This window comes from Pseudoflavonifractor sp. (assembly GCF_050943825.1).
In the GTDB taxonomy this organism is placed as follows: domain Bacteria; phylum Bacillota; class Clostridia; order Oscillospirales; family Oscillospiraceae; genus Pseudoflavonifractor.
Window position 1 is genome coordinate 196,211 of sequence record NZ_JBMNPX010000002.1, and the last position, 21,160, is coordinate 217,370.

Annotated in this window: 13 protein-coding genes; 7 read left to right on the plus strand and 6 right to left on the minus strand. The window is 62.4% G+C overall.

The features are described from left to right. Positions 1–264: 264 nt before the first annotated feature. The 3 genes from ACOX7T_RS03360 (at position 265) to ACOX7T_RS03370 (ending at position 11,954) form a co-directional block, all read left to right on the plus strand. Positions 265–5,904, plus strand: coding sequence for a family 16 glycoside hydrolase (locus ACOX7T_RS03360; protein ID WP_433439891.1), 5,640 nt, complete (start codon positions 265–267; stop codon positions 5,902–5,904). Between the two features lie 68 nt (positions 5,905–5,972). Continuing rightward, positions 5,973–7,349, plus strand: a complete 1,377-nt coding sequence (ypeB, locus tag ACOX7T_RS03365) for a germination protein YpeB (RefSeq protein WP_433439893.1) — start codon at positions 5,973–5,975, stop codon at positions 7,347–7,349. A 318-nt stretch (positions 7,350–7,667) separates the two neighbouring features. Continuing rightward, a complete protein-coding gene (locus tag ACOX7T_RS03370; protein WP_433439895.1) occupies positions 7,668–11,954 on the plus strand; it encodes an EAL domain-containing protein in 4,287 nt (1,428 codons plus the stop codon). Positions 11,955–12,405: 451 nt separating this feature from the next. Here the strand turns inward: ACOX7T_RS03370 and ACOX7T_RS03375 are convergent, their stop codons facing one another. The 3 genes from ACOX7T_RS03375 to ACOX7T_RS03385 all read right to left on the minus strand — a co-directional run bounded on the left by ACOX7T_RS03375 (position 12,406) and on the right by ACOX7T_RS03385 (position 15,623). Then, positions 12,406–13,263: a carboxypeptidase regulatory-like domain-containing protein gene (locus ACOX7T_RS03375; RefSeq protein WP_433439897.1), complete on the minus strand. Its 858-nt coding sequence runs from the start codon at positions 13,261–13,263 to the stop codon at positions 12,406–12,408. Between the two features lie 135 nt (positions 13,264–13,398). Next, positions 13,399–15,255 (minus strand): M56 family metallopeptidase, encoded by a 1,857-nt coding sequence (locus ACOX7T_RS03380; protein WP_433439899.1) that lies wholly within the window; start codon positions 15,253–15,255, stop codon positions 13,399–13,401. Continuing rightward, positions 15,252–15,623 carry a BlaI/MecI/CopY family transcriptional regulator gene (locus tag ACOX7T_RS03385; RefSeq protein WP_433439901.1) on the minus strand — a complete coding sequence of 124 codons (372 nt, stop codon included), beginning with the start codon at positions 15,621–15,623 and terminating at the stop codon, positions 15,252–15,254. The genes ACOX7T_RS03380 and ACOX7T_RS03385 overlap by 4 nt, the downstream gene beginning before the upstream one ends. A gap of 208 nt (positions 15,624–15,831) precedes the next feature. Here ACOX7T_RS03385 and ACOX7T_RS03390 point away from each other — a divergent pair, with 208 nt between their 5' ends. The 4 genes from ACOX7T_RS03390 to ACOX7T_RS03405 all read left to right on the plus strand — a co-directional run bounded on the left by ACOX7T_RS03390 (position 15,832) and on the right by ACOX7T_RS03405 (position 17,776). Continuing rightward, complete coding sequence (locus tag ACOX7T_RS03390; RefSeq protein ID WP_433439903.1) at positions 15,832–16,161, plus strand: hypothetical protein; 330 nt, start codon at positions 15,832–15,834, stop codon at positions 16,159–16,161. A gap of 177 nt (positions 16,162–16,338) precedes the next feature. Then, positions 16,339–16,947: a TetR/AcrR family transcriptional regulator gene (locus tag ACOX7T_RS03395; protein ID WP_433439905.1), complete on the plus strand. Its 609-nt coding sequence runs from the start codon at positions 16,339–16,341 to the stop codon at positions 16,945–16,947. 154 nt (positions 16,948–17,101) lie between these two features. Further along, positions 17,102–17,587: a hypothetical protein gene (locus ACOX7T_RS03400; protein ID WP_433439907.1), complete on the plus strand. Its 486-nt coding sequence runs from the start codon at positions 17,102–17,104 to the stop codon at positions 17,585–17,587. 6 nt (positions 17,588–17,593) lie between these two features. Further along, on the plus strand, positions 17,594–17,776 hold the full coding sequence (locus ACOX7T_RS03405; protein ID WP_433439909.1) for a hypothetical protein: 183 nt from the start codon (positions 17,594–17,596) through the stop codon (positions 17,774–17,776). Positions 17,777–17,850: 74 nt separating this feature from the next. Here the strand turns inward: ACOX7T_RS03405 and gatB are convergent, their stop codons facing one another. The 3 genes from gatB to gatC are packed head-to-tail and all read right to left on the minus strand — an operon-like array spanning position 17,851 to position 21,049. Then, complete coding sequence (gatB, locus tag ACOX7T_RS03410; RefSeq protein WP_433439911.1) at positions 17,851–19,281, minus strand: Asp-tRNA(Asn)/Glu-tRNA(Gln) amidotransferase subunit GatB; 1,431 nt, start codon at positions 19,279–19,281, stop codon at positions 17,851–17,853. 1 nt (position 19,282) lies between these two features. Further along, positions 19,283–20,749 (minus strand): Asp-tRNA(Asn)/Glu-tRNA(Gln) amidotransferase subunit GatA, encoded by a 1,467-nt coding sequence (gene gatA, locus ACOX7T_RS03415; RefSeq protein WP_433439913.1) that lies wholly within the window; start codon positions 20,747–20,749, stop codon positions 19,283–19,285. Between the two features lie 12 nt (positions 20,750–20,761). Further along, complete coding sequence (gatC, locus tag ACOX7T_RS03420; RefSeq protein ID WP_433439915.1) at positions 20,762–21,049, minus strand: Asp-tRNA(Asn)/Glu-tRNA(Gln) amidotransferase subunit GatC; 288 nt, start codon at positions 21,047–21,049, stop codon at positions 20,762–20,764. Positions 21,050–21,160: the final 111 nt, after the last annotated feature.

The window sequence follows — 21,160 nt, forward strand, 5'->3', positions numbered from 1 at the left end:
ATATGCCCGGAGGCGGCAAAATTTTGTGCGGATTATTCCAGATAAGAATGCAGATAATTCAAGGAAAATCCTGCACAGGTCTTGTATACTAAGTCCAAAAGATGGATGGAAGAAGAGAAAATCAGGGGAGAAAACAGAGAAGAAGGAAATAATTCTGGATTAAATAGAACATTTGGAATGGAGGGGGCATGCCAGACAGGGAGTGGGCCGGAGAAAGGAAGCTGATTCTATCAAATTTGCGCCGGGGCGCCAGGAGGGAATAAGATGAAACGAACGCTGTCACTCATTTTGGCCTGTACACTTGTGCTGGGGATGCTCATGCCGCCTGCCTGGGCGGCGGACACCTCCGGCGTGACCGAGACTAAGACCACCGTAGTGGTGGAGCGGGAGAACTACACCATTCAGATTGAGAAAGACGGCTTCCGGTACGGCTTCTACCGGCCGGACGGCACCGTTATTGTGGACGCCCACCAGGAGTCGGGCATCTGCTTCGGCCCCACGGGCGGGACATCCTACCCGGTGGTGAGCAGCCAGTATCTGGGCACGGAGGGCGACACGGTCTCCTTCCTGGTGACCAACAGCCAGGGCGCCCAGGCCGACGTAAAGCTCCACCTGGCGGAGCGGTACGTCAACTTTGAGATCGTCCCCAAGGCACAGGAGGAGGCCGGAGAGGCCCAGACCCTGACCGTGCCCGTGGAGACTCTGGCGGAGGATGGAGCGAGCAGCTCCCTGCTGGTAAAGGGGAGCGCCAGCGCCGCCGATGCCACGGTGTGGAAGCTGAACACCGAAGGCATCGACGGCTTCCCGGCGGGGGATTACGCCGTGGAGGCCAGCGTGAAGCTGCCCGAGGGCGGGACCCGTTCGGCGGGCATCTACGCCCACTTCAACGCCAAAAACGCCTTCCACCTGCTGTTCATCAAGGACGGCAGCGTGATGCTCAAGCGGCTCAAGGACGACGGAAACTCGGTGGACTTTCAGACCAGTGTTCCAGTGGACATCCAGCCCGGACAGTGGTATGACCTGAAGCTGGTGTGCGAGGGGAAGAATATCAGGGGCTATGTGGACGACGTCCTGGTGGTGGATGTGACCGACGAGGAGGCCAGCGATGCCCAGATTACCGGCGCACCCGGCCTGCGGGCGGACAAGATGGACGCCTGGTTCGACAATTTCCGGGTCACCAGTGTGGACGGCCGGACCGTGTACTATGAGAACGGCTTTGAGACCGACACTGCCGACCAGGTGAAGGAGGACTTTGTCTGGGTGATGGGCGCTCAGACCCTGGAGCTGTCCCGGCCTGCTGCCTCGGAGCCTTCCTCCTACTGGCTGGAGCTGACCGGCAGCCCCAACGGCCTGATGGCGGTGGGAGACGCGGGATGGACCAGCTATACCGTCACGGCGCAGACCTCCTTTAAGAGCGGAGACGAGCTGACGGAGCATGGCCTGGTGTTCGGCTACCAGGACGACAACTACTACGGCTTCCGCTTCGCCGCCCAGGAGACCATGGAGCTGTACAAAATGGAGGCGGGGACGGAGACCGTGCTGGCCAGTGAGAAGATGGCCTACTCCTTTGACAAGACCTACACCCTGACGGCAGAGCTGAAGGGCGGGACCATCACCTGCTCTGTGGACGGCAAGCCCCTGCTCACCGCCCAGGACAGTACCTTTGCCGCCGGACAGGCGGGCATCCGCACGGTGGACACCACCAGCCGGATTGACAGCTTTGCCGTGACAGGCAGCGACGGCCCTCTCTTTGAAGCCGACTTCTCCGGCGGCGAGCTGGAGGAGGCCTGGACCGTGGTCAGCGGCAAGGCCCAGGTCACCGACGGCACGGAGGAGCCTGAGCCCGAGCCCGAGCCGGGCAAGCAGTACTACGTCATCGACGCCCGGCTGGCGGGCGGCATTGAGTACATGTACGGCCTGGGGGACTACGGCGCCCACACCAACACCGGCATGGACGTGCGGGAGACCTCCAACGTGGTGGGGGTGAACCGGCTGAACGCCGGGGACTTTACCAACAAGAACTCCACCGCCCGCTTTATCAGCAATTTCTCCATCGCCCCTCAGCTGGGCTTTGCCCAGGTCCTCTTTGAGACCGACGACAAGCGGGTGGCCATCACCGGCGACCAGACCCTGCTGGGCGCCTATAAGACCGAGAAGGTGGACGGCCTGTACTACTTCTTCGGCACCATGGAGGAGATTTACGGCGACTACAAGGCGGTCCGCAACGCGGCGGGCTACCAGGACACCAAGCCCCACTATGAGATGTTCGGCCTGGGGTGGGAGGCCTTCGGCTCCCTGGGCTGGAACGCCTACCAGTCCTCGGTGATGGACACCCTTACCGACTATCTGGAGAGCGGCTATGACCTGACCTGGGGCGTCATCGGCTCCGGCTTCTGGACCGGCGACCGGAAGGCCCTGGAGGGTACCACCACCAGCTTCGGCATGTGGGACAATACGAAAGACCCCGACGGGCGGACTGACGGCCTGCCCAACCCCCGTTTCCCCAAGCCAAATGAGCTCAAGCAGTTCTTCAAGGACAACGACATGAAGCTGCTGCTGGGCATCCGCAACCACCTGAAGCTGCCCGCGGAGTACGGCGGCAAGTGGGACCCCACAGTGGACGGCTACTTTGTGGAAGAGGCGCTGGAGAAGGGCTATTTCGTCAAGAATGACGACGGCAGCGTCTACGCCGTCAACTCCAAGTACCCCACCGGAGGCATCGAGCGGGGCACCGTGGGCCTCATCGACGGCGACAACCCGGAGGCTGTGAAGTGGTTCTCCGACATGGCCGACCTGTGGGGCGTGGACGGCTGGAAGGAAGACAACATGACCAACAGCCCCTCCCACCACGACGACAACTGGAACGGTCTGCTGGCCTATATGGCCGAGGAGAAGGACGACCTGATCATCGTCCGCAACGCATCCTACTGCCTGCCCGGCGACGTGCTGCGCATCAACGACGCCAATTACGGCGACAAAAACAACAGCTTCAACAACTCCCCCGACCGCATGGTCATCAACGCCCTGGCCTACGCGGCCAGCGGCCAGTCCAACGTGTACCCCGACATCATCGGCGGTACCGGGGCCAATGTCCACGACCCCAACCATCAGAACTACATCGTCCGCAACGCCTACATGGCGGCCCTGTGCCCCAGCCAGTCCGTGGGCGTCAACGTGCTGAAGATGGACAACAAGGAGATGAAGGACGCGGCCTTCAAGGCCATCAACTGGCACAGCACCTACGCGCCCTATATCTATGACGCCGCTCTCAAGAGCTATGAGACCGGCTACCCTCTCTCCATGACCCCCCTCTATATCGCCTATCCCGATGATGAGAACACCTACGACATGATCAACAGCGAGAAGCGGATGTTCCAGTGGATGCTGGGCGAGTCCGTGCTGGCGGCCCCGCTCTTCGGCACTGACCACACCACCGCCACCAGCCGGGACGTGTACCTGCCCGAGGGCCGGTGGATTCAGTACGACACCGGCGAGGTCTTTGAAGGCCCCCTGCTGCTGGAGGACTGGGAGTCCCCCATTGACATGATGCCCGCCTTTATCGGCGGCAAGGGCGTGCTCATCGGCGAGGACATGAAGAACAAGGATTACTACTTCGCCGAGGTGTTCCCCGTGGCCGGCAAGGGCTCGGTTTATGAGTACACCTTTGTTGACGGCAAGACCACCTCCACCATCACCAACAACAACGACGGCTGGGCCGTCTCTGCCCTGGAGGTGTACGACCTGACTGCCAAGGAGACCGTGGACTTTACCTACAACGAGGTCAACGGCTCCATCAAGTTCCCCTTCACCGCCGGCCACAGCTATGAGCTGCGGGGCGGCGAGGGTACCGGCGCCCTGACCACGGCCACCATCCAGGCGGAGCAGACCAGTCTGTGGGTGGGCGAGACCACCGGCACCACCCTGAAGGCCCGGCTGGACGACGGCTCGGTGGCCGACCTGGCCGATGCGGAGATCGTCTACCACTCCTCCAGCCCGGAGACGGCGGAGGTGGATGAGGCCGGCGTCATCACCGCCAAATCCGCCGGAACGGCGGAAATCACCGCCGACATCACCCTGCCCGACCGGGACGGCACACCCGTCACCGTGACCACGGACCCGGTGTCCGTCACCGTGGAGCCCAGCAGCATCCGGATTCTCAGCCCCGCCGCCGATATTACCGAGGACTTCAGCGGGGACCTGAGCGGCTGGACCGACCACCTGGGGGCCTACTCCATCGCGGACGGCGCCCTCACCTATAACGGCAACGGCGGCCGGGGCACCATCGTCACCAGCCGGGGAATCGGCACGGACTACACCATTGAGGCCGACGTGACGCCGGATACCATGGTCAGCGGAAAGACCTTCGGCATCACCTTCCGCTACAACGACAGCAACAACAATTACCTCTTTGTGTACACCCCCGATACGGGCCTGCGGTTCCTCAAACGGGCGGACAATAAGCTTGACATTAATGAGACCAGGGATGACTACACTCTGAAAGCGGGGGAGACCTACCGCTTCAAGGTGGTCGTCCAGGGAAACCACTTCACCTGCTATATTGATGAGGAAGAAATCTTTGATATCACGGACGGCAGCGGAAGCGTCCCGGCGCTGGCCACCGGCCCCTGCGGCCTGTACACCAGCGGCATGAAGGCGGACTACGACAATATCACCATCAAGTCCTCTGTCACCGCCTTCCCCACTGTTCTGGGCGGCACGGCCCAGAGCGGCAGCCAGGTCCGGCTGGTCTTTGACGGATACGAGGCGGTCCTGCCCCTGGGCCGGGACGGCCAGTGGTCCTATGACATCTACTACCTGCCCCGGGGCACCCATCAGGCCACCGCCCAGCTGCTGGACGGCGAGGGCAATGTACTGGCCCAGACCACGGCGGACATCGTGGTGGAGACCGACGGCACGCCTCTGGACAAGGAGGCGCTGGCCCAGGCGGTAGAGCGGGCTGAGAAGGTCTCCCTGGACGGCATGACGGAGGCGTCCGTGGAGGCCTACGAGGAGGCGCTGGCGCGGGCCAGGGCGCTGCTGAAGGGCCAGGGCTCCCAGGAGGAGCTGGACGCTGCGGCCGCGGCCCTGGATGAGGCGGTGGAGAACCTGGAGCCCATGGACAACGGCAGCTACGGGCTGCTGCTGCAAAACCGCCGGAAGGCCCAGCAGGCGCTGGAGGAGTACGCCGCCGGGCTGGCCCGGGCGGATGACTGCGCCTACGTCACGGCCCGCAGAGCGGAGGCAGTGGAGGACGGCGAAGCGGCAATCTCCCGCGCGTACACCGCCGCCCGGATTAATGCCGCCCTGGAGGACGCCAAGGCGGCCCTGGACGAGGTGGCCTGCCCCGCTGCCGCCTGCACCGACATTCCCGCCGGCGTCTGGTACCACGACAGCGCCGACTACATGCTGAGCATGGGCTACATGGAGGGCACCGGTGAAGGCCGCTTTGACGGCGGCGCGGTGCTCAGCCGGGCCCAGCTGGCCGCTATCCTCTACCGGGCGGCGGGCAGCCCGGCGGCAGAGGGGGAGAGTGCCTTTGCCGATGTGGCGTCCGGGCTGTGGTACAGCGACGCAGTGGCCTGGGCGGCGGAGAACGGCGTGGTTACCGGCGGCACAGACGGCCTGTTCCGGCCCGACCAGGCCATCACCCGGGAACAGCTGGCGGTCATGCTCTTCCGCTATGAGGGCGGAGCGGCCCCCGCGGAGGACGTCCTTCAGACCTATCCCGACCGGGACCAGGTCTCCGGCTATGCGGCTCAGGCCATGGCCTGGGCGGTGGAGCAGGGGCTCATCCAGGGAGCCTCCGCCGGCGGGCAGACCGTCCTGAACCCCGGCGGCACGGCCACCCGGGCTGAGTGCGCCCAGATTCTCACCCGTTTTCTCAGCAAGGCATCTGAAAAGTAAAGCAGCAAAAATTACCTGAAAAGAACCGCCTCCTTTGGATCAAACTAGGTCCAAAGGGGGCGGTTTTCATGACCAGGGAATTTTTCCGCAGCCGGCGGGCAAAGACGCTGTTCGTCAGCTTTGCAGCGGCGGCCTTTGCGGTGACCGGCGGCGCGGCGCTCAAGAGCCACGCCAGGGCGGAGGCCTACCGGAACATTGTCAACAACACCTACCAGCACGCATTTGCCGAGCTGACCACCGCGGTGGCGGAGATGGACGCGGCGCTGCAGAAGAGCGCCTATGCCACGTCACAGCCCTTACTGGCCCAGTTGTGTACCGAGCTGTTCGGCCGGGCCATGTCCGCCCAGATGGCCATCGGCGAGCTGCCCTACGGCAACGTGGAGCTGGCCCAGACCGCGTCCTTCGTGGCCAAGGTGGGGGACTATGCCGCGGCGCTGTCCAAGAGCAATGCAGTAGGCGGGGGGACCACGGAGGAGGAGAAGGAGAGCCTGCGCGCCCTGGCAGAAGCCTCCAGCCAGCTCTCCCAGATGCTCCAGGACCTGCAGGCCGATATTCACAGCGGCACCATTACCCTGGATGACCTGGAGCAGGCTCAGGCCCGGCTGGCCCAGGCCCAGGAGACCACGGGGGACGCGGCGGGGAGCAGCTTCCAGAACGTGGAGGCCGACTTCCCCGAGGTGCCCACCCTCATCTACGACGGCCCCTTCTCCGAGCATCTCTCCACCCAGCAGCAGCCCAGGGCGCTGGAGGGGTTGGAGGAGGTGACCCAGGAGGAGGCTCAGGCAGCCGCAGGGGCGTTCATGGGCCTGAAGCCGGAGATTTTCAATCCCCTGTCCGGCGGCGATGGGGCCATTCCCAACTGGAGCTTTTCCGCCGTGGTAGACGGCGGAGAGGTCTATATTGAGGTCTCCCGCCAGGGCGGCAAGGTGACCGAGCTGATGAATTCCCGGCCGGTGGGGGAGGCGTCCCTCACGGCGGAGGAGGGCGTGGAGGCGGCCCGGGCCTTCCTGGCGGAGCAGGGCTACGGGGACATGGAGCCCACTTATTATATCAATCAAAATAACATCCTCACCGTCAACTTTGCAGCCCGGCAGGGGGATGTGCTCTGCTACCCCGACCTTATCAAGGTGGCGGTGGCCCTGGACAACGGGAGCATTGTGGGGTTTGAGGCGGACGGCTATCTGATGAACCACGCCCAGCGGACGCTGGAGACCCCGGCTGTCTCGGAGGAGACGGCCCGGGCCGTGCTGGACCCGGAGCTGGAGTGCCTCTCCCACCAGCTGGTCCTCATCCCCACCAGCGGCAAGTATGAGGTGCTCTGCCACGAGTTCAAGTGCCAGCTGGAGGATGGGCGGCACTATATCGTCTATGTAAACGCCCAGACGGGCAATGAGGAGAAGATTCTGCTCCTGATTGAAGATGAGAACGGAACCTTGACCATATAACCCTTTGGGCGAAAGACGGCCCGGGCGCGGACGGCAAGACAGGCAGTCCACGCCCGGGCCTTTTCCGCGTGGATGGGGCCGCCGCGCAGCACAAGAGGTGGGGGCGGCGTTTTTTGACGGCACGGAAAAAGAGCCTTGAAGGGAGATGGGAAGCATGGTAGAATAAATACCACTAAATTGATAGACATGGCACAGGAATCTGCCTTTCAAGCCGGAATGATTCCAGTTTCCGGCTGTGGAGACAAGCGAGACGCGGGTACCGCGTCTGTGCTGCCGCCTGATGGCGTGGGTGGGGAGATTTCGTGCGGATGCAAACCAATGGCTTGCGAGGTAACCATGAATATTGAACTGGATGGGCAGTATGCGGTGGATACATGCCGCAGTGTGTTGGATTTTTTGAATGAGAGCACCAGCGACCACTATTTCTTTTTTGACCTGAAGGCCGATCAAATCTATTTTTCCAAAAATATTGGTAAAAATTACTGCCTGATGGAAGATGGCCGGGAGTATGTCACGCCTCAGGAGTGGTGCCGGATGGTATATCCCCAGGATCTGCCCTTGCTGCGGGAGGCCTATCAAAAGCTGCGCAGAGGCGAAAAGCAGGTCCACAGGCTGGAGTACCGCATTATCAACCGGCAGGGCGACGTGGTCTGGATCAGCAGCCGGGGCAAGAGCCAACTGGACCAGCAGGGGCAGCCGCTGTGGGTGATCGGCTGTATCTCAGAGATGGCCACCAACGGCAGAGCTGACGGCTTTGCCGGTATGTTTGGCATGAACCAGCTCAAGCAGGAGAGCAGAGAGCTGCTGGCCGGAGAGCGGGACGGCTTTTTGCTGCTGGTGGGTGTGGATGACCTGAAATCCATCAACCTGAAGCAGGGCCGGGAGCAGGGGAACACGGTGCTCCGGCGTGTGGCCGACGCCCTGGAGTATGCAGCGGACGGGAAACAGCGGATTTACCGCACCAACGGCGACTGCTTTGCGGTCAATCTGCCCGATGTCGACGCCGGACAGGCGGCGGAGGTGTTCGCCCGGGCCCAGCGGCTGCTGGAGGGATTGTGCACGCTGTCGGGCGGCTGCGTGCCCTTCCGGGAGTACATGGTGCCCGACGCCGAGACCCTCTATCAGTACGCGGAGAACACCCTGGACCACGCCAAGGCCCAGGGAAAGAACCGGCTGATGTTCTTTTCCGCCGAGGACTATGAGAAGGAAATTGCCACCCTGGAGCTAAAGGAGGATTTGACCAAGAGCATTCAGGAGGGCTTCCGAGGCTTTTCCCTGTGCTACCAGCCCCAGGTATTCTCCGGAACATACCGACTCTATGGCGCCGAGGCCCTGCTGCGGTACACCTCTCCCCGGCGGGGAAACGTGCCGCCGTCTGAGTTTGTGCCCATTCTGGAGCAGAGCAAGCTGATCTGTCCGGTGGGCATCTGGGTGCTGGACACTGCGCTGGAGCAGTGCAGAGTGTGGCGCAAGCAGGTGCCTGATTTCCACATGAGCATCAACGTGTCCTATACCCAGCTGTGTGAGGAGAACATCGTCCAGAAGGTGTTGGACGCGGTGAACCGGAGCGGCCTGCCCGGCGACGCGGTGACCCTGGAGATCACTGAGAGTATGCAGCTCCTGGACTATCCCCACATCAACGAGCTGTTCCTTCAGTGGAAGAAGAGCGGCATTGAGATTTCGGTGGACGACTTCGGCACCGGCTACTCCAGCCTGGGGCGGCTGAAGGAACTGGAGATTGACGAGATCAAGATCGACCGCTGCTTTGTCAACAATATCCAGCACAGTGTGTATAACTACCGCCTGCTGAGCAACATGCTGGAGCTGGCGGACAGCTGCCAGATCCGAGTGTGCTGCGAGGGTGTGGAGACCGAGAACGAGCTGACGGTTCTGGAGGAACTCCATCCCGCGCTGCTTCAGGGCTTCCTCTTCTCCAAGCCCTGCACGCCTCAGGAGCTGGAGGAGCGGTATCTGCAGCCGGACAGCCCCAGCTACCAGGCTCGGATGGAGCGGGAGAACGCCTACCGCAGCCAGTTCCACGTCTCGGACATCTCCTCCGCCATCGACTGGTCGGAGGACGAGCTGGCCAAAGTGATTCTGGAGGCGGAGAACGACATCTTCTACATCAGCGACATGGACACCTATGAGCTGTACTACATCAACCCGGCCGGACAGCGCCTGATGGGCCTGCGGGATTACCGGGGCCGGAAGTGCTACAAGGCGCTTCAGGGGCTGGATGAGCCCTGCTCCTTCTGTACCAACTCCATGCTGAAGCGGGACAATTTTTACATCTGGGACCGACAGAATGAGTACTGCGGGCGGCACTTTCTGCTCAAGGACAAAATTATCACCCTTCAGGGCAAGCAGCTGCGGATGGAGGTGGCGCTGGACATTACCAAGCATGAGGTGGTCAGCCGCAACACCCAGGAGCGTCTGATTTTTGCACAGAAGATCGCGGGCTACACCAAGACCCTCTCGGAGCACGCCGACTACGGCGAGGCGGTCAACCGGGTGCTGGCTTCGGTGGGGGAGTTCTATCAGGCGGACCGGGCCTATCTCTTTGCGCCAAGTCCTCAGTGTGAGGGCTGCTGGGCCAACACCTTTGAGTGGTGCGCGCCCAACGTGACACCCCAGGCTGGAAACCTGCAGGATGTCCCGCCCCATGCGCTGAAGCGCTGGATGGACCTCTTCGACCATGACCGCTCGGTGCTCATACTCAATCTGGACACCCTGCGCAGAGAGAGCCCAGAGGAGTGGCGGATTCTGGAGGCTCAGGGCATTAACCGGCTCATTGCCGTGCCGGTGCGGGACAGAGACAAAACCATCGCCTTTATCGGCGTGGATAATCCCCGCTACTCTATCCATGACGACGCCCAGATCAGGGTGCTGTCCAGCTTCCTGCTGGACCGCATCCACCAGGAGCGCAACGATAGCCGCTACCGGGAGCTGCTCCGGGCCAACTACCACGACGTCTTTGAGATGCTGGGCCTGGGCCTGTGGGTCATCCGATTTGACCGGGAGGGAAAGCGCCATGAGATGGTGGCCAACGACACCATGCTCCATGTTCTGGGTGTCGCCGGCATTCCCGACCCGGAGGAGTGCTATCAGTTCTGGTACAGCAGGGTCAACGACGGCTACCGGCGCTATGTGGACGAGTCGATTCAGACCATGACCCGTTCGGAGCGGCCTGTTCAGCTGGAGTACAGCTGGCGGCATCCCGAGCGAGGAGATGTGCTGGTGCGCTGCACCGGCATGCGCTTCCAGGACGAGAACGGCATGATCTGCCTGAAGGGTTACCACCGCATCGTCAACGACATGGAGCGTCCCAAGCTGGTGCCTGAGTCCTGCGTGCGGGATATTTTTGAGTACAACGCGGCGGAAAAGACCATGTTTTTCCACACCGAGCGGACCCTGCTGCTGGGAGAGGAGACCCACGAGACCAACTTCCCCCAGTGCTGGATTGACAGTGAAATTGTCCATCCCCATTTTATGGAACAATTCCGCAGCGCCTTTTCCGGGCTGCACAGGAAAGAGGGGACGGAGCGCCAGGAGCTGCTGCTCAAGTCCAAGAACGGAACCTACGAGTGGTACAAGCTGACCACCCAGCGGCTGGACCGGGAAGAGCAGGGACAGGAGGCGGCTATCGCCGTGCTGGAGCCCATCGGCGCCGACCGTGTCATGGAGCTGGAGTACATGCGCATGCGCAAGTTCTACCACACCATGCTGTCCGAGACCATCGCCTACGCGGAGGTGGATCTGGAGAGCGGCCAGCTCAAGTCAGTGGGGGGCCTGTGGCGGGTCTACAAGCAGGACTACCGCCAGAGCTCCCGCCACTTTATCGAGGTGCTGGAGCAGCAGCTGGCTTCCATGCTGTCCGAGGAGGACCTGGAGCGGCTCAGACGCTACCGCGACCCGGCGGTGTGGAACGAGATGCTGGCCCGGGGCGAGACCAGCAGCCGTTTTTGCTATCGCCGTCCTGTGGGTGAGACGCTGCACTGGGTGGAGCTGACCATCTACCTCTTCCGGGAGGACACCACCCGGAATGTATATACCCTCATTTACCTCAAGGACATCAACGCCGAGAAGGAGCGGGAGTTTGCCCAGGCACAGGCCGCCGACCGGGACCCGCTGACCGGCCTGTATAACCGCACCGCCTTCGAGCGGGAGGTCAAGCGGTGCCTGAACGAGTGTGAGCAGAGCCCCTGCGGCGTACTGATGATAATGGATATCGACAATTTCAAGCAGATTAACGACAAAATGGGCCATCTGGAGGGAGATAAAGCCCTTCAGACCGTGGCACGGGTGCTCACCTCCACCTTCCGGCAGGAGGACCTTGTGGGCCGTCTGGGCGGGGATGAGTTCCTGGTATTCATCCGGGGCGGCATCCGCCGGGAGCGGCTGGAGCAGCGGGTGGACAGCCTGCTGAGTGCGCTGGAGCGCACGCCGGACCCTGTTGTCACCGGCAGCATCGGCCTGACCTATGTGTGCGATTCCGACGTTAAGTATGCCGACTACCTGAGACGGGCTGACCTGGCGCTGTATGAGAGCAAGCGGCAGGGCAAAAACCGGTTCTGCTTCTACGAGGAGTCGGACAGCCAGTCCTGAGGAAAAGAGAGGAACAGCGGCCCGTCAAACCAGGTTTGACGGGCCGCTGTTTTCTTTTTATCGCACTACGGAGGACAGAGTGGAAAGCTACGGGCAGGCGGTCTGTACCACCGGCAGCAGCCGGTGGCCGGGTCGTGGCACAGGGTAATCTGCCCGCCGGGAGGCAGGCAGAGCAGCAGGCGGACGCCTGCCCGGCCTCTGCAAAGGGTGAGAAGGTATGGGCCTGGCGGCAGGGCGGTGAAAAACACCTGGCCGCAGGCACACAGCTGCCGGGAGGACTGAAAGCAGCCCTTCCAGTTCTGCAGCGTCACGCTGTCCCAGGGACAGCAGCCGGATACACACACCCGGACAAGACACAGCTCCCTACGGAAGGAGAGACGGAGGTTTTGCTCCGCCTCTCCGCCGCAGGTCAGACAGAAGACCGGGCTGTGCTCCAGGGAGGAGGGACAGGTTACTGGCTTACCTTTGCCTTGACCAGATACTGACCGTCCGTGACGCCGCCGAACAGGTACTTTCCCTCGGCGTTGGTCTTGGTACCGGCGATGAGCTGCTCGGTGGTGACGCCGCCAATGGTGGTGACCTGATACAGGCCCACAAAGCAGCCCGCCACCGCCGCGCCGTTCTGGTCGGTGATGATGCCGCTGACCGTGCCGTTGTAGGTCTGGCTGTCCACCTGGATGGCCATGGTCAGGTTGACGGTGGAGCCGCCCAGGATGGTGGCGGTCATGGGGGCGGTGGTGAGATAGCCCTGGGCGGAGGCACGCAGGGTGTACACACCGTCAGCTACATCGTAGAACAGAAACTCGCCGTCAGCGGCGGTGTAGGTGGTGGCTACCGTCTCCAGCGCGGCGTTGGTCAGGGTGATTTTCGCCCCGCCCAGCGGGGTGTTGGCGGTGCCGAAGATGGTCAGGGTGCCCGCAATGGCGCCCAGGGCCAGAGTGGCATCCGCCGTACATACCAGAGGAATCTCAGTGGTGCTGCCGTCGGACACGGTGACGCCCACGGCGGTGCTCATCACGTAGCCCTCGGCCACAGCGGCCACGCTGTACGTGCCGGCGGGGATACCGTCCAGGGTGTAGGTGCCGTCAGCGGCAGTGATGGTATGCTGGTAGGGCAGACCGGCGCTGTCAAAGAGCTTGACGGTGGCGGCGGGGATGGGGTCGGTGCCGTTTGTCACGGTGCCGAAGACGGTGGCAAAGGTACTGGGAGCAGGGGGGAGGGTCAGGTTGACGTCCTCCTCCTGGAGACCCTGAAGGGAGAAGCTGGGGCTGTACTGAAGACCTAAGAGATCCTGCTGGATATCGGCCATAAAATGATTACCTCCTGAAGGATGCCGCATGGTCTGCGGGAGCCCGTGCCGCTGGCGCCGGGCTCTGGAGCAGTCTATGCCGCCGCCGGGAGGACGGTGACAGGAGGAACAAAAACCGACCGCCTTCGCGGCGGACTATCCGTTGGACGCCTGGAGCAGCATGAGGGCACCGGGGGTGTGTTTCTCCATCCAGCTTGCCCCGTGCTCCGCCATGTCCGCCCGGGCGGAGGAGAGCCAGGCGTCAAAGCAGTCCTGTCCTGAACCGGCGGGGGGAATCTGCTCCGCCTCGGGGGCCAGCTCGCAGATGAGGTACCACATCAGCCCGCCCTCCAGGCCGGTCTGACCACCCATCAGGAACTGAGAAAAGCAGTACCGCAGGGTGAAGTCCCCGTAGTCCAGCAGCTGCTGGTGGGCCTCGGGGTGGGCGGAGAGGTAGGCCGCCGTGCTGGATGCCTCCTGCGGGGAGGAGGCAATCTCAGCCAGCAGCCCGGCAATCGTGTTGTTTACATCGGCTACATCGGCGACCATCTGGGTCTCCTGCACGCCAGAGGGCGCTGCCTGGCCCGGCTTCAGCCGGACATAGGTCAGGGCGTTGCAGATGATGGACTGAAGCTCCAGCGTGCCGCTGGCTGCCCTGCACGCATCAGTCCGGACATAGAAGGCGAACTGTTGCCCGGGGCCTAAACTACGCATGGAAACTGCATCCGGGTAGATGGTGTTGTCATCGGTCAGGGTCTCACTGGGCTCATAGCTGAAGGACACATAGCCATCCTCTGATTTCTGCCAGGGAAGCAGAATGGTGCCCGACTCGGGCAGCTGGTAAGAGAAGTCGAACATGAAGTAGAGATACTCGTCCCCCTCATTGGCGGGCATGACCCGTTCCAGATAGATGGTTGTGGTGTCGTTCTGAAAGGCGGGGACTTCATTCTCCTTGAAAAGCTGTCCTTCTCCGGTGTAGCAGTCCTCGGTCAGGACGTCCTTGGGCACCGACAGGGTGAGAATATAAGGGGTCTGACTGGTGATGGCATAGCCGCGCTCTGTCTTGATATTGTCCAGGGTGAGCTGTTCCGGGTCGGTGAGGAAGCAGACCGCCACCGCCACGCACAGCCCGGCGGCGGCCAGGATGGCCCACAGGGCGGGATTTTTGCAGTGGAACACGGCCTTGACCCGCTCCTTCACGCCCACCTCCCCAAAGGCCAGAGGACAGGCGGAGAGTGTGGGATGGGATACGCTGCACGCGAGCAGGGCCTGGGAGTAGGCCTGCCGGGCTCCGGCGTCCCAGCCGGACACCACATGCTCGTCGCAGGCGAGCTCCACATCCCGGCAGAACAGCAGATAGGCCGCCCACACCAGGGGATTGAACCAGTAGACCGCCAGCAGCAGGAAGCCCAGCGGCTTCCACCAGTGGTCCCGGCGGGCCAGGTGGGCCCGCTCATGGGCCTCCACATAGGGGATGTCCGCCTCCGCCATATCAGAGGGCAGGTAAATCCGGGGACGGAACAGCCCCAGGATAAAGGGGGTGGGGATGTGGTCGCACAGCCACAGATTGTCCCGGAGGGGGACGGCCTCCGCCACCCTGCGCCGCAGCCGCAGCCAGCTGACCAGGCCGTACGCCAGCAGAATGGCCACACCCGCCAGCCAGAGCCAGCTCAGCAGCTCCATGGAGTGGATGCCGCCTCCGGCAGTGGCTGTCACGGCGGACGAGGGCTCCAGGTACTTGCTGACCGGCCTGTCCAGAAGGTCCACTCCGGTGCTGACCTGGAGCGCTCCGCCGCTGAGCACGGAGGCGGACACGGTCTCACCGTTGGGAATCAGACTGACCGGGCTCTCCAGAGAGAAGGGGAGCACCAGCCGCAGGGCCACAATGCCCCACAGAGCGCACCGGAGGCCCTTGGGCGCCCTGCGCAGCAGCAGCCGCAGGGCCATCACCGCCAGAATCAGCCACCCGGCGGAAATGCTCATGTTCAGCAGCTTCCAGAACAGGGTACTCATGGGTCCACCTCCTCTCCGCAGGCGTCAATCATGCGGCGGATCTGTTCAACCTCCTGGGGAGAGAGCCTTTTCCGGGCGGTAAAGGCAGCCAGAAAGGCGGGCAGGGAGCCGTCGAAGCTCTCCTCCACAAAGCGGCGGCTCTTCATGGCGTAGAACTCCTCCCGGGAGATGAGAGCGGTGACCACGCTGTCCCGGGTCTGGAAGAGCCCACGCTCACACAGCCGCTTGAGCACCGTGTAGGTGGTGGTGCGCTTCCAGCCCAGGGTCTGATCCGCCTGACGCACCAGTTCCCCGGTGGCAATGGGCGCGCCCGCCCAGATCAGGTCGGCAAAGCGGGACTCCACCGCCCCCAGCTGATAGTCCTTCATGGGAACACCTCCTCTGTCTACTCCTTGTAGTCAATTATAGTCTACATGATGTAGACAATGCTGTCAACCGGTTTTTGAATGGGAAGAAAATGTGAAGGGAACCTTTACGAATGGTAAGGCGGCCTATATTGAATTTACATAATCCAGACTTATAATAGAGGCACAGCTCCCCGGACAGGGGGACCGCAAACAGAAAGGAATGTTTGATATGAAACGAATTGCCGCAATTCTGCTCAGCGCCGCGCTGCTGCTCTCCCTGGCCGCCTGCAAAAAGGGTGAGGCCCCCAGCACCAGCCAGCCCAAGAATACAGAGACCGCTGTGGAGGGGACGCAGGAGAAGACCGTCAGCGGCGTGATCAACCGGATAGAGGATTTTATGGTCCTGCTGACCGACGACGGTGAGTATCAGATTTTCGACTTTGACAAGGAAGTGGATCCCAGCAGCTTTGCCGAGGGCGACCGGGTGGAGGTGACCTACACCGGCGTCCTGGGAGATGAGAACGCCACCCCTGTGGCCGTCGTGATTATGAAGGAGTAATCTGCTCGAAGGGGCAGGAGCGCAAAACAGAATCGTAAAAAATATGGGCGCCCCCGGTACAGCCGGAGGCGCCCGTTGTTCAGGCGGCGAGATCGGTTTTGCCGCTTGCAGCAGATAAGCTGACGTGATACAATAAAGACAAAAATGATAATTTATTTTTAAAGGGGGGAGAGGAACATGCCGAAGGTGTCCTACTCGGAGGAGGACCGGGAGAATATCCGGAACACACTGCTCACCAGGGGGCTGGAGCTGATGGCCCGGCAGGGCGTTCAGCACACCACTGTGGAGCAGATTTATCAGGCGGCAGGCATTTCCCGCACCTTTTTCTACACTTTTTTCCCCACAAAAGAGGATCTGATTGTGGAGGCGCTCTATCTTCAGCAGCCCAAAATCCTCGCCTATGCCCGGGCTCTGATGGACAACCCGGCCCTGAGCTGGCGGGAGGGGGTCAGACAGTTCCTCCATACCTGCTGTTACGGCGAGCAGAACGGAATTGCGGTGCTGACCGTTGAGGAGCAGCAGATGCTGTTCCGCCGCCTGTCGGCAGAGAGCCATCAGCTTTTCCGGGAAAAGCAGGCCCGCCTTTTCGGTGGTATTCTGGAGTGCTTCGGCATCAGGGCGGACAGGGAGCGGATCGCGCTGTTTACCAATCTGAGCCTGGCGGTGATGGTGTTCCGCCGGGCCATCCCCCAGACCCTGCCGCTGTTTGTCCCCGAGGCCGCCGACGCAACCGCGGCCATACAGATTGAAGCCATTGTGAACTGCCTGGAGACGTTCAGAGCGTAAACCGTGCAGCTCCGCCTGAATATGCAGATTCTGCCCCATTCAGGCGGAGTTCTTTTTAAATAGAATAAAGATGAATTTTCAAAAAAGTTTTTATTTTAAAGAGAAGAGACGGCCGGTCCGTCTGCTCAAATAGATTATTCAGGAGGAAAAAAGCATGGGATTTTTCAGTAAGCTCTTCAAGGGTCCGGAGGTTGACATGGAGAAGAGCAAAGCCAACGCCGGAAAGATGCGCCGGCTGTTCAACCAGGTGGTGGAGAACGGGGACAGTTACAAGCTGATTTATGGCTACACAGAGGATGTGAGCCGGTTCAACTATGGCTTTGTCCACGGCAGCAAGACCAAAATAGGCAATTTGATTGTGGGCTGGAACGAGGCGGAGGAGACCATCGTGGTGGTGCCCACGGTTCCCGACCTGTCCGGTTGCGGCGACCCCACCTGGTACCGCCGGTCCGAGATTCTGAAGGCCTACCGGAACAAGTACCCCACCGACGCCTTTATCATCTATCCCGACAAAAGGGGCTATATCGCCATCAACGCCTATGACTGGCTGGAGGATGAGAGCCTCTATGTCTACGTGTCCCAGGAGCAGGAGCTGGCCGACTTCACGGCGTTCTTTACGGAGCGCTTTGCGAAGAAGTGAGGCGCCATGCCGCTGGGTGAATTGGGCGGGATTGTGCTGGCCCTTACGATACTGGTGATCGTCGGCAACCTGTGGTTTCACATGGTGGAGGGGCTGCTGGGCTGGATAAAGGGTCTGTTTGCCCGCCGCAGGGAGCCGCCGGCATGGCATCCCCTTGCGCCGGAGGACGAGAAAAAAGACGGAGACTAAAGAAGCAGCCTGCCGAAAGAAGTCTTTCGGCAGGCTGTGGGCCCCCGGCACAGAACTGTGCCGGGGGCTCTGTTTTACAGTTCTGTTCCGCTGAGGCGGCGGCGCACCGCCTCGTTGACGGCCTTGGGGTCGGCCTTGCCCTTGAGCTGGCGCATGACCTGGCCCACCAGGAAGCCGAAGGCCTTCTCCTTGCCGGCGCGGTAGTCGGCCACTGACTTGGGGTTGTCGGCAAAGGCCTGCTCCACAGCGGACTCCACCAGGCTGTCGTCCTGAATCTGCTCCAGGCCGTGCTCCGCCACATAGGCGTCCACGTCGCCGTCGCTGTCAAACACCGCGTCAAAGACGGTGACAGCGGTGTTGCGGTTGAGCTTGCCCGCCGCCACCAGGGCGATGAGCCGGGCCAGGGTGGCGGGGGAGAGGGGCATATCCGCCGCCTCCATGCCCCGGGCGGACAGGGCCCGCAGCACCTCGCCCATAATCCAGTTGGACGCCTGCTTGGCGGGGGCGCCCAGTTCAACCATGGCCTCAAAAAAGTCGGACAGGGCCTTCTGAGAGGTGATCATCTCGGTGTCGTAGGCGGGCAGGCCGAACTGGCGCTGATACCGCTCCATTCTGGCCGGAGCCATCTCGGGCTGGGCGTCACGCAGACGCTCCAGATAGCCCTCCGACAGCTCCACTGGAGGCAGGTCGGGGTCGGGGAAGTAGCGGTAGTCCTGGGCGTTTTCCTTGGAGCGCATGGCGTAGGTGGCGTCCTTGTTCTCGTCCCAGCGGCGGGTCTCCTGAACCACCCGCTTGCCCTCCTCCAGCAGCTCAATCTGCCGCCTGCTCTCGTACTGGATGGCCCGGGAGATGGCCTTGAAGGAGTTGAGGTTCTTCATCTCGGTGCGGGTGCCCAGCTCCGTGGAGCCTGCGGGGCGCACCGACAGGTTCACGTCGCAGCGGAGGGAGCCCTCCTGCATCTTGCAGTCGGACACGCCCAGGTACTGGAGGGTGGAGCGCAGCTGCTCCAGATAGGCGATGACCTCCCCGGCGGTGCGGAAGTCGGGCTCGGTGACAATCTCGATGAGGGGCACGCCGCAGCGGTTGTAGTCGCAGCAGGTCTGGTCGGTCCAGGGGTCGTGGACCAGCTTGCCCGCGTCCTCCTCCATGTGCAGCTCGTGAATACCCACCGTCTTGCCGCCGCCGATGTCCACCCTGCCGTTCCGGGCGATGGGCAGGTAGAGCTGGGAGATCTGATAGGCCTTGGGCAGGTCGGGGTAGAAGTAGTTCTTCCGGTCAAAGCGGCTCTTCCTGGTGATCTCACACCCCAGGGCCAGCCCGGCCTTGACGGCGAACTCCAGCACCTTCTCGTTGAGCACGGGCAGGGCGCCCGGCATGCCGGTGCACACCGGGCAGCAGTGGGTGTTGGGCGCGCCGCCGAAGGCAGTGGTGCAGGAGCAGAAGATTTTGGTGGCTGTGGAGAGCTCCACATGGGTCTCCAGACCGATGACGGTTTCCCAGGTCATATTATTTGACCTCCTTCCCATAGGGGGAACGTCTGTGGTAATCGGTGTCCAGCTGGAAGGCGTGGGCGGCGTTGAGAACGGCCGCCTCACCCAGGGCCGGGCCGATGAGCTGGGCGCCGATAGGTACGCCGCCGTCAAAGCCGCAGGGCATGGACAGGGCAGGCAGACCCGCCAGATTGGCGGGCACGGTGTAGATGTCGCTCAGATACATCTTCAGCGCTTCGCTGAGGCTCTCACCCAGTTTAGGGGCGGTGGTGGGGGAGACAGGGGTGAGCAGCAGGTCGTACTGCTCAAAGGCCCTGTCAAAGGCCTCCTTGATGAGGGCCTTGACCTGGAGGGCTTTTTTGTAGTAGGCGTCGTAGTAGCCGGAGGAGAGGACAAAGGTGCCCAGCAGAATGCGCCGCTTCACCTCGGAGCCGAAGCCCTCGGTGCGGGTGCGGCAGTAGAGGTCGGTCAGGTCCTCGTGCTCGGGCGCACGCCAGCCGTACTTCACGCCGTCATACCGGGACAGGTTGCTGCTGGCCTCGGCGCAGGCAATAATATAATAGGTAGGCACCATATATTTCATCAGGGGGAAGGAGAAGGTCTCCACTCTGGCCCCTCTTGCCTCCAGCACGGCGGCAGTGGCCTTGACGGCATCGGCCACCTGGGGCTCCAGACCCTCGCCGAAGCAGTCGGACGGCAGGCCGATCTTCATGCCCCTGATATCCCCGGTCAGGCTGGAGAGCAGGCCGCCTGTGGAAACGTCCAGGGAGGTGGCGTCCCGTCTGTCCTTGCCCTGGATGGCGTCCAGCACGGCGGCGCAGTCAGCGGCAGAGCGGGCGAGAGGGCCGATCTGGTCCAGGGAGGAGGCGTAGGCGATGAGGCCGTACCGGCTGACAGTGCCGTAGGTGGGCTTGATGCCGGTGACGCCGCAGAAGGAGGCGGGCTGGCGGATGGAGCCGCCGGTGTCGGAACCCAGGGCGAACCAGCACTCACGGGCGGCCACCGCAGCTGCCGCTCCGCCGGAGGAGCCGCCGGGCACCCGGTCGGTGTCCCAGGGGTTGCGGGTGGGACCGTAAAAGGAGGTCTCGGTGGTGGAGCCCATGGCGAATTCATCCATGTTCAGCTTGCCCAGGGAGACGGATCCGGCCTCTGTCAGGCGCTCGGTCACGGCGGCGTCATAGGGGGGCGTGAAGTCGCCCAGAATTTTGGAGGCGCAGCAGGTCTTGACGCCCTTGGTGCAGATGTTGTCCTTGATGGCCATGGGCACGCCGTACAGGGGGCTTTTTGCCTCCTTCACCCCGGCCTGGAGGGCCTGGGCACGGGCCATGGCCTGCTCACCGGCGGCGGTGATGAAGCAGTTGAGGGAGGGCTCCCGCTCCGCCATCGCGTCCAGGGCGGTCTGGGTGGCCTCAGCGATGGACACGTCCCCAGCCCTGATGGCCGCGCCCAGCTCCAGGGCGCTCAGTTCCAGCAGTTCTTTCACAGTAAACCCTCCTTATTCCACAGCCTTGGGCACCCGGAAGGTCTCCTCGTCTCTGTCCGGCGCGCCGGACAGCAGAACCTCCCGGTCCGCCGAGGGGACCACCTCGTCAGCACGGAGCACGTTTTTCAGGGGGAAGATGTGGCTCATGGGCTCCACGCCGTCGGTGTCCAGGGTGTTGAGGGTGTCCATATAGGTGACGATCTGTTCCAGCTCACCGGCCATTTTGGCCTTCTCCTCCTGGGGGAGGCGGAGCCGGGACAGGGTGGAGACGTAGTCCACCAGCTCTTCGGTAATTTTCATAACAGCAGCATCCTTTCGTCCAATCCCCTCGGAGAGCGGAGGGGGTATCGCGCCGCAGGCGCGTATCTAGGGGGAACTGGTTCCCCCTGGAGGGCGCATATCCTGCCGCAG